This window comes from Actinoplanes sp. NBRC 101535 (assembly GCF_030269225.1).
Lineage (GTDB): Bacteria > Actinomycetota > Actinomycetes > Mycobacteriales > Micromonosporaceae > Actinoplanes > Actinoplanes rectilineatus.
Map to the genome: position 1 here is coordinate 46,023 of NZ_BSSY01000028.1, position 11,077 is coordinate 57,099.

Genomic DNA, 11,077 nt, shown 5'->3' on the forward strand with positions numbered 1-11,077 from the left:
ACCGACGAGGTGCCGGCCACTGTCACCGCTGTTCCACCTGCCAGCTCACTCGTAGACCGGATGGACGGCGGCTACCAGCCGCCGGTCCTCGCCGAACCGGCGGCTGGCCCGGTCCCTGGCAGCACCGGCGGAGAGCAGAGATGAACCGGCAGCAGATGCTCGCCGCCGCAGCGGCCGCCACCCGTACCTGGACCGAGGAACACGCCGACAGCGTCCCGGCCGACCCGGGCGACTCGGCTCCGCACGCCGGGCCGGGCGGTCCGTCGGACTACGCCGAGCACCACGCCGCGCGGTCCGCGCCGGCCGCGGTGGATGACCTGCTGTCGAACCAGTTGCTGGATCTGATCGGCCGGCACCGGGCCTCGCTCGCGAAGAAGGCGTAAGAGGGGAAGGGCGGGACGTCCGGTCCGGGTGTCGGGCCCTGGCCGGTCGTCCCGCCCGCCTTTTCCACTGCACCTACCTACTTGCATGACCTGATGTTGACCGCGTGGCGAAGAAGCGGGTCTCCAGCCGCCACCGCAGATGCGGAACCACGCAACACCAGGTAACGCGACACTATCTCACCACCTCGGAAGATCGGAAGAGGTGGATCAGATAGCCGTCACCGAACGCACCCTCTGGCTCCTCGACCAACTCACCCGCACCACCGGCGGGCACACCGACGACGCCGTCCGCCAGCTCACCACCGCCTGGACGAACGCCTGGGACACCCTCACCGGCCTGTGGCGCGAACTCGTCGACCAGCTCATCAGCCACCTCGCGCAGCACGGCACCTGGCCGGCACCATGGCAGATCCACTCCCTGCCCCACCTCGCCGCCGCGACCGCCGCCACCACCCAGGCCCTCAGCAGCCTCACCCTCACCACCATCGCCACGATCATGACCGCCGCCGAAGCCGTCATCCGCGCCACCCTGTACGCCGAACCGGGCATCATGGCCTCCCAGCTCCCCACACACCTGACCGCCACGGCGATCGCACGGTACGCGGCCATGGTCCCGCCGTCCGCCCTCGAGGCGATCGTCCTGCGCGTCCGCCAGCAGGTCACCTCCCTCACCTGGCCCCTCACCCCCGACGCCACCGCCGCCATGCACCGCGCCCTGGTCGCCGGCATCGCCCTCGGCCGCAACCCGAAGGAAGCCGCACGCGACATGGTCCGCCGGGTCGAAGGCGCCTTCAACGGCGGCCTCACCCGCGCCGTCAACATCGCCCGCTGCGAGATCCTCGACGCCTACCGGGAAACATCCGGCCAGGTCCACGCGGCCAACGCCGACGTCCTGCGCGGATGGCGGTGGTCATCGGCCCTCGACCGCCGGACCTGCGTGAGCTGCTGGGCGATGCACGGCACCGTCTGGCCCCTGTCCCAGCCCGGCCCCTGGGACCACCACTCCGGCCGCTGCGCACGCCTGCCCCTGACCAAGACGTGGCGCGAGCTCGGCATCGACCTCGACGAGCCGGACGAAGACTTCCGCAGCGGCGACCAGGTCCTCGCGGCCCTGCCGGCCGCCGAGCAACGCGCGATCCTCGGCCCCGCCCGGCACGCCCTCTACCGCACGGGAGCGGTCGCCCTCGAGGACATGGCCGTCCTCAAGGACAACCCCGGATGGCGGCCGTCGTACGTGCCCCGGACCGTCCGGCAGCTCGAACTCCTCGCCGCCCGCCAAGAACCGGGCAGATCGGTCGGCTCGGACGTTTTCACCAGTAGGTCGTAGCCTCCGTGAGCAGGTCGGTCAGTTCTGCCCGTCCAACACGTGGAGCGGTTTCGAGGAGAGCGACCATCTCGTCCAGCCGGCCAGCCTCACCGAGCAGCGCCGCGAACCATGGCCCGGCGTTTTGGTACCGCTCCACATCGAGCCGCTCGCCCCGGCCAACGTGGTAGGTCCCGCAGATCGGGCAGCGGTATACGGTGGCCACCGGCGTGCCGGCCCCCAGGTGCTTGTGGTTCAGATCGAGCGCGGCCTTCTTCGCCTGGTCCAGGGTGTTGCGGTGCTTCCCGATGCACATCCTCAGCGCGCTGACCGCCTCCCCACCCATCTCCTGGTAGACGGTCAACGCGGTCAGGGCCACGACGCGGACCAGCGGGCTGGCGTCCTCGACCAGGGTTTCGAGGAACCGTTCCCTCTGGTTGGCCTTCTTGCGTCTCTTCTTGATCCTGCTCTTGCAGGTGGTGGAGCAGAAGAGGTGGTCCTGGCCGGCGGCTGCCCGCTGGCTGACCCGCGAGGTGAACGGTAGCCCGCATCGGACGCACCGGCCGGCCACCATGACGAAGACCGGCGGGTCTGCGTACCATCGCTGCCTGACCCGGCGTCGCCAGCGCCTGGTGAACCACTGGCGGGGTACGGGCAGAGGAGCCGGGCGCCAGACGAGCAGCTCGCCGGCCATCATGCTTTTCCCCGAGGCGGGACCCAGCCCTCGGGCATGTGCTGGGCCGCGTAGGCGAGCATCCGGCGGACCATGTGCGAGACGTCCACATCGGCGCGTCCGGCTCGGCCCTCGATGTGCTGGTAGCCGTCTTGCCCGACGCGGACGGACAGAGACCGTTTTCCGAGTTTGCGCTGCTCCACACGTAAGACGTTAGGTGACAGCGGCATACAACGAATACACCCGCGCAGGCGACACCCGGGCGGGGCCGGGCACGCCGAAACCCCCGGGCGCCAGGCCGCGGGGGCTTCGGAGGAACGGGCTGGGTCAGCTGATCGCGCGGTTCGCGGTCCGCAGGATCATCGGGGCGAGCTTGGCCGTGAGGTCAGCCCACGCGATGCCGGCGTCGCGGTCCCAGTCGCTGACGGCGAGCACGATTGCGCGGTCGCGGGTGGCCAGGTATTGGAAGCCGTGGGGGCCGATCCTGCAGTCGATCGTGAACGAGGTGAACGCGGATGTGGTGGCCGGGAACGCGGACGCGGGTGGCGTGCTGCTGGTCGGGACGAGGTCGGACATCGGGTGCCTCCGGGGTGAGCGGGTGCGACGCGGGAACCACCCCACGGTATCCAGCCGAACTAAAATGACGCAACACCGGTCGCCCAGCCGGGCGTCACCCTGACCGCCCCGACATCGCAGCAGGCCGGCTAGATGCCGAGCCGGTCGTAGACCCGCACCGCCATCACCCTGGCCAGACGGCCCCAGCCATCCCGGGTGACGCCGTCCGGGTTCGTGATCGCGTTCAGCTCGTCCAGGAGCTCGGCCACGACGAGCAGCTCCTCCTCGCTCAGCACGGCGACGCGCTCGCCGGCCGGGCGGTCGGCCCGTGCGGTGAGCTGCTCCAGGCGCTGCTCGCGGGTGAGGATGGTGCCGACGTCCAGGGGATCGGGTGCGTTGCTGGCCATGGTTCGCTCCTTCGTTCGACGAGCCGGTCAGGTCGGACGATACGGGCCTTCGCCGATCTCGAAGTGAGCGGACAACACTGTTTGCTTGCGCAGCGAAGCACTTCTGTCAGCGTCCTTCTCTCGGGATTCCGATCGAACCGCCGGGCCGAGGCTCAGAGGTAAGCGAGTTGCAGTTCGATAAACAATAGTGTGTGACACACATTATTATTTTACAACATAATCGTCACTATGATGTATCTGAATGTCAATAGGAATTGTAGGCATTCTCTCCCCGGCCAACAGGACACCGAAGGCCTCCCCACGGGGAGGCCTTCGTCGTTCTCCGGAGGTGCCCACCATGGCGCTCGTCAACATCGCCGGCCTCACCACCACGCTCCAGCACACCCTCACCGTCACCGCCGCCCGCACCGCCCTGGTCTCCCCCGCCCGGCTGGGCGTGCTGACCGGGCACGCGCCGGGCCGGGCGGACGGAGAGATCGGGGTGCTGTGCTGGCCGTGCAGCCCGGACCGGTCGCGGGTGGCGTGGCCGTGCATGGGCTACCGCAAGGCGGCGGCCGGCCTGGTCACTGGCCTACTCGGATAAGGCGGCCGGGCCGTCGAGGAGCCGCCGGTCGAACCGGGCGATCTCCGCTTCGGCTCGCCGGAGCTCCAGGTCCTTGGCGATGTTGGCCTGCTCGGCCGACAGGGCTTGCGCCTGGAGCTGCTTGGTCTTCTCCTTCTCCATGTCCAGTCTGAACGTCTGGCGCTGGCCCTGGATGTGCTTGACGAGCCCCATGATGCTGCCGCCGAAGAACATCAGCAGGATGAACGCGTAGATGACAATCAAATCGGGGCTCATCGGGCTATTGTCTCGTCTCGTCCCGGCCCTGGTCACCCAGCTCGTCGTGCCATCCCAGCTCGTTCAGGTGATCGGCGTGCTCCTGGGTGAGCGCTGCGGCTTCGCCGTCCGGGTCGTCGACGGGCCGGCCGTAGTATCCCGGGTCGTTGGGGTAGTCGTCCTCGTCGTTTTCAGCGGGGGGCTGCTGGCCAATCTGGGCGGCTCTGCCGACTGCGCTGGCCAGGTGTGACAGGACAGCCTCGGTGGCGTACTGCTGCTGCTTTCGGTCACCGTCGAACAGGGCTCGGGCAGCTGCCTTGGCCCAGTACGTGATCGAGTCGGCGTGGGACTCGATCAGGTGCAGCGGTGTCGAGACGTCGAATACGTCGGGTTGGTAGACGTAGGGCTCGACCTCGTAGAACCACCCGGTTCCCTGGCCCGGCCAGTCGCCCCGGTCGCGTTTCTGCTTCGTGTCGTTCATCAGCTGGCGGGCGTGCTGGGTGGAGCAGGCGTACAGCTGAGTCCAGGTGTCGCGCTGGATGTTGTCGCCGAGGGTGACGGAGCCGAACTTGTCGGCGTCCGGGTCACCGTCCGATCCCTGCCTGATGACGCCGCTGCTGTGGATGCAGATCGGGATGACCCGCCACAGGGCCGGTTTCGCGCACCAGGCGTACGGCTGACCGTCGGTCGGGACGACCACACGGCACTTCCGGGTCTCCCGGTGTTCCGTGTGGAGGCAGCTGTCGCACCGGCAGGAACCGTGGCCGGTGCACGGCTCGGCGTTCGGGTCGTCGTAAGGGTCGTACGGCCACGGGTCGACGGTGCGCCCGCGGTTCCACACGGCGGCGAGGTCCCGGGCGATCCGGTCGAGGTCGACGGTGCCGGCCTGCTGGGCGAGCTGACGGTCCCCGCGGGCGGGGTCGAGGCGGAACAGGGCTTCCTGATAGGAGATGCCCTCGGCTGCGGCGAGCGCGCGGGCGTCTTTCTTGAGCTGCTTGTTGGCGGTCATGCCGGATCACCTTTGTCTGCCGGGGACGTCCTACGCTCATCTCCGGCCGGTGCTCGGACAGCATGACGGGCCAGCGTCTTCGATGAGGGTGCCCGCGAGGCGTCGCCCCTTCGTCCTCCTCGCCCGGCTGGCACGGCGTAGGCGCGCGGTGCTGGGCTTGGATCCTGGCCGGCGGTGCGGCGGCCGTCTCCGATCGTAGGGCACCGATGACGATGGTCGCTACTGGCTGAGCCGTTCGAGGAGTGGTCGCAGGGCGGCGAGGGCGTCGGAGCGTTCGGGGCTGGCCGGCTGCTGGCTGATCGTCTCGATGCGGTCCTGGACGGCCAGGTAGAGCTGGTGCCATTCGCGTGCGGTGATCCGGTCGAGGCGGCGGGTGGTGCTGTCGCCGTACCGCTTCTGCTCGCCCACAGTCTTGTCTCTCTTTCTTCTCGGCGTCGTCCCTGATGGGGCGGCGCCTTTGTTGCCTGGAGGTCGCATTGTCTCCACCGGCGCCGGCCGTTGCCGGCGAAATCATCGATCTTCGGGAGGCGTCGGGGTCGGTCACCGCCGCGCCGAAGGAGCTGACCGGCCGGCTGATCCCGATCGACGTCATCCGGTCCGGGTGGAACCGGTCGGGGTCGCGGTACTACCCCGACACGGTCCTCGAGCGTGACGTGCCGGTGCAGTACCCGGCCGGCACGCAGATGTACATCGATCATCCGACGGCCAGCGAAGACGCTGATCTTCCCGAGCGGTCGCTGCGGACGCTGGCCGCGGTGTTCGAGGAGGACCCGTACCCGGTCCGTGAGGCCGACGGCCGGCTGGTCATGCGGACCACCGCCAGGGTGTTCGCGCCGTGGCAGCCGCTGATCCGTGAAGCGTGGGAAACGATCGGCGTCTCGATCAACGGTACGGGCAACGGCGAGTACGGCACGGCCGAGGGCCGCGACGGGCTGATCATCGAGGCGCTCACCTCCGGCCGCAGCGTGGACTTTGTGACGGTCCCCGGTGCCGGCGGCCGGATCCTCGCGCTGATGGAGTCCGACCGGTCCGGTGAGACCGCCGTACGGGAGGCCGAGTCGATCGGTACCCGGGTCGAGTCGCAGATCCACCTGCAGTTCACCCAGCTCGCCGACGGCATGTACGGCGACGGGGTCCTGACGCGCGACGAGCGGATCCTGCTCTCGTCGGCGATCGGTGACGCCCTGGCCGTGTTCGTCGGCCGTCTCGAGGTGGGCGCCCCGCAGCTGTACCAGCGCCACCCGTGGGAGCAGACCCCCGCGCCCGAGCTGCCCGCGCTCGAGATGCCCGGGCCGGTGCTGCTGGCCGAGGACGCCACCGGGCCCGGCCCGGCCGCTCCATCTACTTCTTCTTCCGTCGGCAGCCTGCCGGCGGCCGATTCCGGGCCGAACGCGCCCACCACCGTGAAGGAGGGCTTCATGCCCGAGAACAAGTCCCCCGAGGTCGTGGCGCGCGAGGCCGCCGAGCAGCGCGCGTCTGCGGCGGAGGTCGAGCTGGCCCGGTACCGGGCGGCGGAGACGGCCCGGCCGGTCGTGGACGCGCTGCTGGCCGAGTCGGATCTGCCGGAGCCGGCGCGGGCGCGGGTCCGGGCAGAGTACGGCGCTGCGGTGCTGCCGCTGCGGGAGTCCGACCGCGCTCTGGACCAGGACGTGCTGAAGGGCCGGGTGTCGGCGTCGATCGACGCCGAGCGGGCCTACGCGGCGCAGATCCTCGAGTCGGCCGGTGTGGGCCGGGTCCGGGGTGCGGGTGCTGCTGCGGGTGCGGGTTCGGGGATGCCGGCCGGGTTCGCCGGCCCGGGTACCGCGGCGTCGGCGCCGGGCGGGTTCTTCGACTTCATGCCGGCCAACCCGGTGGTGCAGCTGTCGGAGGCCGAGCGGGCTGCCGACGCGGCGAACCGTGAGGAACTGATCGGGATCTACATGGGGCGCGGAATGACGCGTGAGGCCGCCGTGATCGCGGTCAACGCCTCCTGACCCTTCACCCCCTCTCTTTCTGCTTCTGGTGCTGCCCGCCGCGCCGTTTGTGGCCGGGCGGCGTGGGGGCTGTGACTTCAAGACAAGGAGATTTCCGCGATGGCACAGCGTGACTTCATCGTCCACGAACACGGCGAGCAGCTCGACCGCAAGCTGACCTTCCCGGCCTCGGGCGGGAAGGTCGGTGACCCGTGCATGGTCGGCCGGCGGCCGGGCTACCTGCTGACTGATCAGGACGCGACCACGGGCCGGGGGACGGTCAAGTTTGTCGGGTCGGTGCGGGTGAACGCGCACGGCTACGACGCGTCGGCGAACAACGCGATCGCTGCGGGCGACGACCTGTACTACGACAACAGCCCGGGCGCGTCGAACCCGAACATCAACAAGGACGCCACGAACGGCAAGTTCTTCGGCGTCGCGGCGGAGGCCCTGGCCTCGGGCGCCAAGGGCGCCATCATCGTCGATTTCGTCTGAGTCGGCTGCTCCTCTGACCGCAACCCAAGAAGGGTCACCCAACAGCATCATGAGTACTTCTCTGTTCACCCCGGTGGTCGAGTCGCTCGGCGATTCCGCCGCGGAGACCGGCCGGGCCATGCTCGGTTCCACCGGCCACGTCAAGGGCGGTTCGCGGTCCCTGGCGATGGCCCACCCGAAGATCGCCGGGAACCCGTACAAGTACAAGGCGGCGACCGTCGAGGCGATGCAGTTCGTCGAGGCGATCCTCAAGGGCCGCACGCCGATCTACAAGTTCACCGAGGCGATGTCGACGGATCTGTTCCCGCTGCTGCACGCGGACACGATCGACCGGCAGATGTACGCGCGGTACCTGGCGGCGCCGACGACCTGGTCGAAGTACATCCGCCGGGCGAAGGTGAACGACTTCCGCAAGGTCAAGCGGTTCACCAACACGGGTATCGCCGGCCGTCTGACGATCGTGCCGGAACTCGCGGAGCACCCGGAACGGACCACGGCCGAGGGCGTCTACGAGTACGCCGTCGACAAGTACGAGGCCGGTTTCGGTCTCTCCTTCGAGGCGATGGTCAACGACGACCTCGACCTGTACGAGAGCCTGCCGGGTGACCTGGCGCAGTCCGCGCTGATCACCGAGGAGTACTTCGCCGCCCGGCTGCTCGCCGACGCATCCGGCCCGAACGCCTCCTACTTCAACCTGGCGAACGACAACGTCGCCGCGTCCAATGCGGCGCTGACCCGGGCGAGTCTGCAGGCGGCACTGACCCGGCTGATGAAGCGGACCGACGAGCGGGGCAACCCGATCGTCATCACCGCGGTGAACCTCGTCGTCGGCCCGGGCCTGTGGGCGACGGCGAACGACATCATCAACGCCACGAACTACATCCTCAAGGACGGCTCGGGCAACGAAACGCACATCTCGGGTAACGGCATCGCCGCGAACCTGTCCATCAGCGTGAACTTCCAGCTCCCGGCGGTGCAGACCACCGCGAACGCCGACACGAGCTGGTGGCTGCTCGCTTCCCCGGACGGCCCGCGGCCGCTCGCCGAGATGGGCTTCCTGCGCGGGTACGAGCAGCCGGCGCTGTACGAGAAGGTGCCGGACATGCGCCGGTTCGGCGGCGGCGCCGAGGTCGCGTGGTCGTTCGACCACGGTGACGCGCACCGCAAGGTCCAACACATCCTTGGCGGTTCGTTCGTGGACAGCCGGATGGGCATCGCATCGAAGGGCGACGGTTCCTCCGTCTCCTGATGAACCGCCGCGACCAGCTCCAACAGCGCCTCAAGCACATCACGCCCATCGACCTCGAACGAGACCCGGTGGGCGTCGTCATGTGCGAGCTGCTGGCCGACCTGCTCGACGCACTCGGGGGCGAGCAGGCCGGCACCAGCACGGCGGCGGGCAAGACCAGCACGGGCGCTGCCCGTCCCGGCCCCACCCGGGCAGGGACGGGCACACCCCGCCAAACCGCGCCGGGTACCGACCGGCAGGGACAGGAGGACGGCGTGCTGCTGCGTGAACCCGCACTCCCCGCCGACTCCGGCCCCACCCCGGTCCGGCCCGGCCACGACGCCACCTTCGTCCTGGACGAGCAGCCCGAGGGCGAGGACGAGAACCCCGGCAACACCGGCGACGGCCCGGCCGCCGCGCCGGCGCCTGGTACTCGGCGCCGTACCCCGCGCCGGGCGGGGAAGCCGAAACCCGCCACCGGCAGCGCCGACGGCGAGTAAGCCGGCCCGGCCGGGGCGCGGCATCTGATCCCAGCGGCACCCACAACCCCGCCTGCCCGGGGCTGTGGGTGCCGCTGCCCACACACTCCAGACAGGAGGAGCGCGGTGGCGAGCACCAGCACCAGCGCGACCAGCAAGGACAGCCCGGAGCCGAGTCCCGACGTGAGGGTGTGGCTCGGTAACCGTCAGGCGGTCGAAGAGGTCACCGACCACGAGCGCCTCGCGGCGATGACCGACACCGAACTCGCCCAGCAGGGCGAGCCCAAGGTGCGGCGGGCGATCCCGATGAAGAAGGCGTGCACCTTCCTCAACATCCCCGGCGGCACCCCGCTCCTCGAGGGCGTCGGCACCGTCGTCAAGGCGTGGCCGCACATGTCCGACGCGTCCGCGCCGGCGTGGGTGGCGTCGACCAGCGGCGCGTACGCGAGCCTGCTCGCCGAGCATTTCGGCGGGGTCGAGGTCCGCGAGCCGGAGGACCCGGACGTCATGCACGGTCCGTACACCACCGACACCGCCGCGGTGGCCGGCGAGACGAAGGGTAAGGGCTGACATGCTGCACACTGCAGGCCGTGACTTCGTGTGCGGCGCTCTCGGAGACGCGTCCGGTTCGCGTCCGGCGGCGGCGCAGTACATCGCGCTGACCGCGAACAACACGTCCCCGTCTGCGGGTGACACGACGCTGACCGGTGAGATCACCACGGCGGGTGGTGGTCTGGTGCGGGCGGTCGGGACGTACGCGCACACCACCGGGGCGGCGACGTACACGCTGACCAAGACGTTCACCGGAAATGGATCTGATTCATATCCGGTGACGGTCAACAAGGTCGCCGTCCTGAACGCGTCGTCGAGCGGCACGATGGTCTACTCGTCGCTGCTCTCCCCGTCGGCAACGTTCTCGGCCTCCGGCGACAACACCACGATCACGGTCACCGTAACGGTGTCATGACCTGGCACCCGTCGGCCCGCGCTTGCGGGCCGACGCCCGCCCCTCTTACCCGCCGAGCCTGACGGAGCAGCAGCATGGCCACCGGTTCCATCATCCTGTCCCCCGGCGCGGCGACACTGCCTGACGGGACGTCCAGCAACCTTGCCCCGGCGATGCAGATGACCAAGTCATCCGCGACCGCACCCGGCGTGTACTTCCTCCAGCTCGCGTTCGACGCGTCCAGCGAAGAGTGGTGCTGCTGGCAGTTCCGGATGCCCGACGACTACGCCTCCTCCCCAGTGGCGAAGGTCCAGTTCAAGATGGCCTCCGCAACGTCGGGTGGCGTGGTATGGGACGTGCGGGTCTCGGCCACGACGCCGGGCGACGCACAGGACGTCGACGCCCAAGACTTCGCGAGCGCAAACACGGGGACGACGACGGTGCCGGGCACGGCCGGCTACCTGGCCGAGACGTCGATCACGCTGACCAACGCGGACTCTCTCGCAGCAGGGGACTTCGTGGTGGTTCGCGTCGCGCGTGCTGCTGCTGACGGATCGGATACAGCTACGAATGATGCGGAACTTGTACAGGTGGCACTGAGCTACACCACGACCTGAACAAGGAGTCGTCATGCCACGGAATTTCGGGGGCTCCGGGGCCATCACCGTTTCCACCGGCCAATTACCTACTATCGATCAATGGACGATGTTGGCCATTGCCCGGGTTGGGTCGGTGGCCTCCAACCAGGCGCCGTCGGGAATCCAGAATGCGTTAAACGGCCTGTGGTTCGAGCTTCAGTCATCGGGGGTGTGGCGCACTCGCATTGAGGG

17 protein-coding genes are annotated in these 11,077 nt (G+C 69.3%); 10 read left to right on the top strand and 7 right to left on the bottom strand.

All coding sequences use genetic code 11. The features are described 5' to 3' along the window. Positions 1-140: 140 nt before the first annotated feature. Together QSK32_RS42625 and QSK32_RS42630 are read left to right on the top strand one after the other, a co-directional pair. Positions 141-383 carry a hypothetical protein gene (locus QSK32_RS42625; protein ID WP_285475208.1) on the top strand — a complete coding sequence of 81 codons (243 nt, stop codon included), beginning with the start codon at positions 141-143 and terminating at the stop codon, positions 381-383. Between the two features lie 202 nt (positions 384-585). After that, entirely contained in the window at positions 586-1,710 is a 1,125-nt protein-coding gene (locus tag QSK32_RS42630; protein ID WP_285475209.1) for a phage minor head protein, read from the top strand. Here QSK32_RS42630 and QSK32_RS42635 read toward each other — a convergent pair. From QSK32_RS42635 to QSK32_RS42650, 4 genes are all read right to left on the bottom strand, one after another. Continuing rightward, the gene (locus QSK32_RS42635) at positions 1,694-2,383 is read right to left on the bottom strand and encodes a hypothetical protein (RefSeq protein ID WP_285475210.1); all 690 of its coding nucleotides are present in this window, start codon (positions 2,381-2,383) and stop codon (positions 1,694-1,696) included. The two genes, QSK32_RS42630 and QSK32_RS42635, sit on opposite strands and share 17 nt — an antisense overlap. Next, the gene (locus QSK32_RS42640; protein ID WP_285475211.1) at positions 2,380-2,562 is read right to left on the bottom strand and encodes a hypothetical protein; all 183 of its coding nucleotides are present in this window, start codon (positions 2,560-2,562) and stop codon (positions 2,380-2,382) included. Before QSK32_RS42640 ends, QSK32_RS42635 begins: the two co-directional genes overlap by 4 nt. Before the next feature lie 124 nt (positions 2,563-2,686). Further along, on the bottom strand, positions 2,687-2,935 hold the full coding sequence (locus tag QSK32_RS42645; protein ID WP_285475212.1) for a hypothetical protein: 249 nt from the start codon (positions 2,933-2,935) through the stop codon (positions 2,687-2,689). A gap of 128 nt (positions 2,936-3,063) precedes the next feature. Further along, positions 3,064-3,321 carry a hypothetical protein gene (locus QSK32_RS42650; protein ID WP_285475213.1) on the bottom strand — a complete coding sequence of 86 codons (258 nt, stop codon included), beginning with the start codon at positions 3,319-3,321 and terminating at the stop codon, positions 3,064-3,066. Between the two features lie 337 nt (positions 3,322-3,658). Between QSK32_RS42650 and QSK32_RS42655 the strand changes: the two genes are divergently transcribed. Further along, a complete protein-coding gene (locus QSK32_RS42655) occupies positions 3,659-3,904 on the top strand; it encodes a hypothetical protein (protein WP_285475214.1) in 246 nt (81 codons plus the stop codon). Here the strand turns inward: QSK32_RS42655 and QSK32_RS42660 are convergent. From QSK32_RS42660 to QSK32_RS42670, 3 genes are all read right to left on the bottom strand, one after another. Beyond that, positions 3,893-4,159 (bottom strand): hypothetical protein, encoded by a 267-nt coding sequence (locus QSK32_RS42660; protein WP_285475215.1) that lies wholly within the window; start codon positions 4,157-4,159, stop codon positions 3,893-3,895. The two genes, QSK32_RS42655 and QSK32_RS42660, sit on opposite strands and share 12 nt — an antisense overlap. A gap of 4 nt (positions 4,160-4,163) precedes the next feature. Then, positions 4,164-5,147, bottom strand: a complete 984-nt coding sequence (locus QSK32_RS42665; protein WP_285475216.1) for a hypothetical protein — start codon at positions 5,145-5,147, stop codon at positions 4,164-4,166. Positions 5,148-5,366: 219 nt separating this feature from the next. Further along, positions 5,367-5,555, bottom strand: coding sequence for a hypothetical protein (locus QSK32_RS42670; RefSeq protein WP_285475217.1), 189 nt, complete (start codon positions 5,553-5,555; stop codon positions 5,367-5,369). Between the two features lie 68 nt (positions 5,556-5,623). Between QSK32_RS42670 and QSK32_RS42675 the strand changes: the two genes are divergently transcribed. The 7 genes from QSK32_RS42675 (at position 5,624) to QSK32_RS42705 (ending at position 10,864) form a co-directional block, all read left to right on the top strand. Continuing rightward, a complete protein-coding gene (locus QSK32_RS42675; RefSeq protein ID WP_285475218.1) occupies positions 5,624-7,120 on the top strand; it encodes a hypothetical protein in 1,497 nt (498 codons plus the stop codon). Between the two features lie 99 nt (positions 7,121-7,219). Further along, a complete protein-coding gene (locus QSK32_RS42680) occupies positions 7,220-7,594 on the top strand; it encodes a capsid cement protein (RefSeq protein ID WP_285475219.1) in 375 nt (124 codons plus the stop codon). 49 nt (positions 7,595-7,643) lie between these two features. Beyond that, positions 7,644-8,843, top strand: a complete 1,200-nt coding sequence (locus QSK32_RS42685; RefSeq protein WP_285475220.1) for a phage major capsid protein — start codon at positions 7,644-7,646, stop codon at positions 8,841-8,843. Then, the gene (locus QSK32_RS42690) at positions 8,843-9,322 is read left to right on the top strand and encodes a hypothetical protein (RefSeq protein WP_285475221.1); all 480 of its coding nucleotides are present in this window, start codon (positions 8,843-8,845) and stop codon (positions 9,320-9,322) included. The genes QSK32_RS42685 and QSK32_RS42690 overlap by 1 nt, the downstream gene beginning before the upstream one ends. Before the next feature lie 105 nt (positions 9,323-9,427). Further along, positions 9,428-9,871, top strand: coding sequence for a hypothetical protein (locus tag QSK32_RS42695; protein ID WP_285475222.1), 444 nt, complete (start codon positions 9,428-9,430; stop codon positions 9,869-9,871). A 1-nt stretch (position 9,872) separates the two neighbouring features. Next, complete coding sequence (locus QSK32_RS42700; RefSeq protein ID WP_285475223.1) at positions 9,873-10,268, top strand: hypothetical protein; 396 nt, start codon at positions 9,873-9,875, stop codon at positions 10,266-10,268. 74 nt (positions 10,269-10,342) lie between these two features. Beyond that, positions 10,343-10,864: a hypothetical protein gene (locus QSK32_RS42705; protein WP_285475224.1), complete on the top strand. Its 522-nt coding sequence runs from the start codon at positions 10,343-10,345 to the stop codon at positions 10,862-10,864. Positions 10,865-11,077 lie beyond the last annotated feature (213 nt).

Coding starts and splice junctions, on each gene's coding strand:
- QSK32_RS42625 (WP_285475208.1), top strand. CDS start 141: ATGAACCGGCAGCAGATGCTCGCCGCCGCAGCGGCCGCCACCCGTACC.
- QSK32_RS42635 (WP_285475210.1), bottom strand. CDS start 2,383: ATGATGGCCGGCGAGCTGCTCGTCTGGCGCCCGGCTCCTCTGCCCGTA.
- QSK32_RS42645 (WP_285475212.1), bottom strand. CDS start 2,935: ATGTCCGACCTCGTCCCGACCAGCAGCACGCCACCCGCGTCCGCGTTC.
- QSK32_RS42650 (WP_285475213.1), bottom strand. CDS start 3,321: ATGGCCAGCAACGCACCCGATCCCCTGGACGTCGGCACCATCCTCACC.
- QSK32_RS42655 (WP_285475214.1), top strand. CDS start 3,659: ATGGCGCTCGTCAACATCGCCGGCCTCACCACCACGCTCCAGCACACC.
- QSK32_RS42660 (WP_285475215.1), bottom strand. CDS start 4,159: ATGAGCCCCGATTTGATTGTCATCTACGCGTTCATCCTGCTGATGTTC.
- QSK32_RS42665 (WP_285475216.1), bottom strand. CDS start 5,147: ATGACCGCCAACAAGCAGCTCAAGAAAGACGCCCGCGCGCTCGCCGCA.
- QSK32_RS42680 (WP_285475219.1), top strand. CDS start 7,220: ATGGCACAGCGTGACTTCATCGTCCACGAACACGGCGAGCAGCTCGAC.
- QSK32_RS42685 (WP_285475220.1), top strand. CDS start 7,644: ATGAGTACTTCTCTGTTCACCCCGGTGGTCGAGTCGCTCGGCGATTCC.
- QSK32_RS42690 (WP_285475221.1), top strand. CDS start 8,843: ATGAACCGCCGCGACCAGCTCCAACAGCGCCTCAAGCACATCACGCCC.
- QSK32_RS42700 (WP_285475223.1), top strand. CDS start 9,873: ATGCTGCACACTGCAGGCCGTGACTTCGTGTGCGGCGCTCTCGGAGAC.
- QSK32_RS42705 (WP_285475224.1), top strand. CDS start 10,343: ATGGCCACCGGTTCCATCATCCTGTCCCCCGGCGCGGCGACACTGCCT.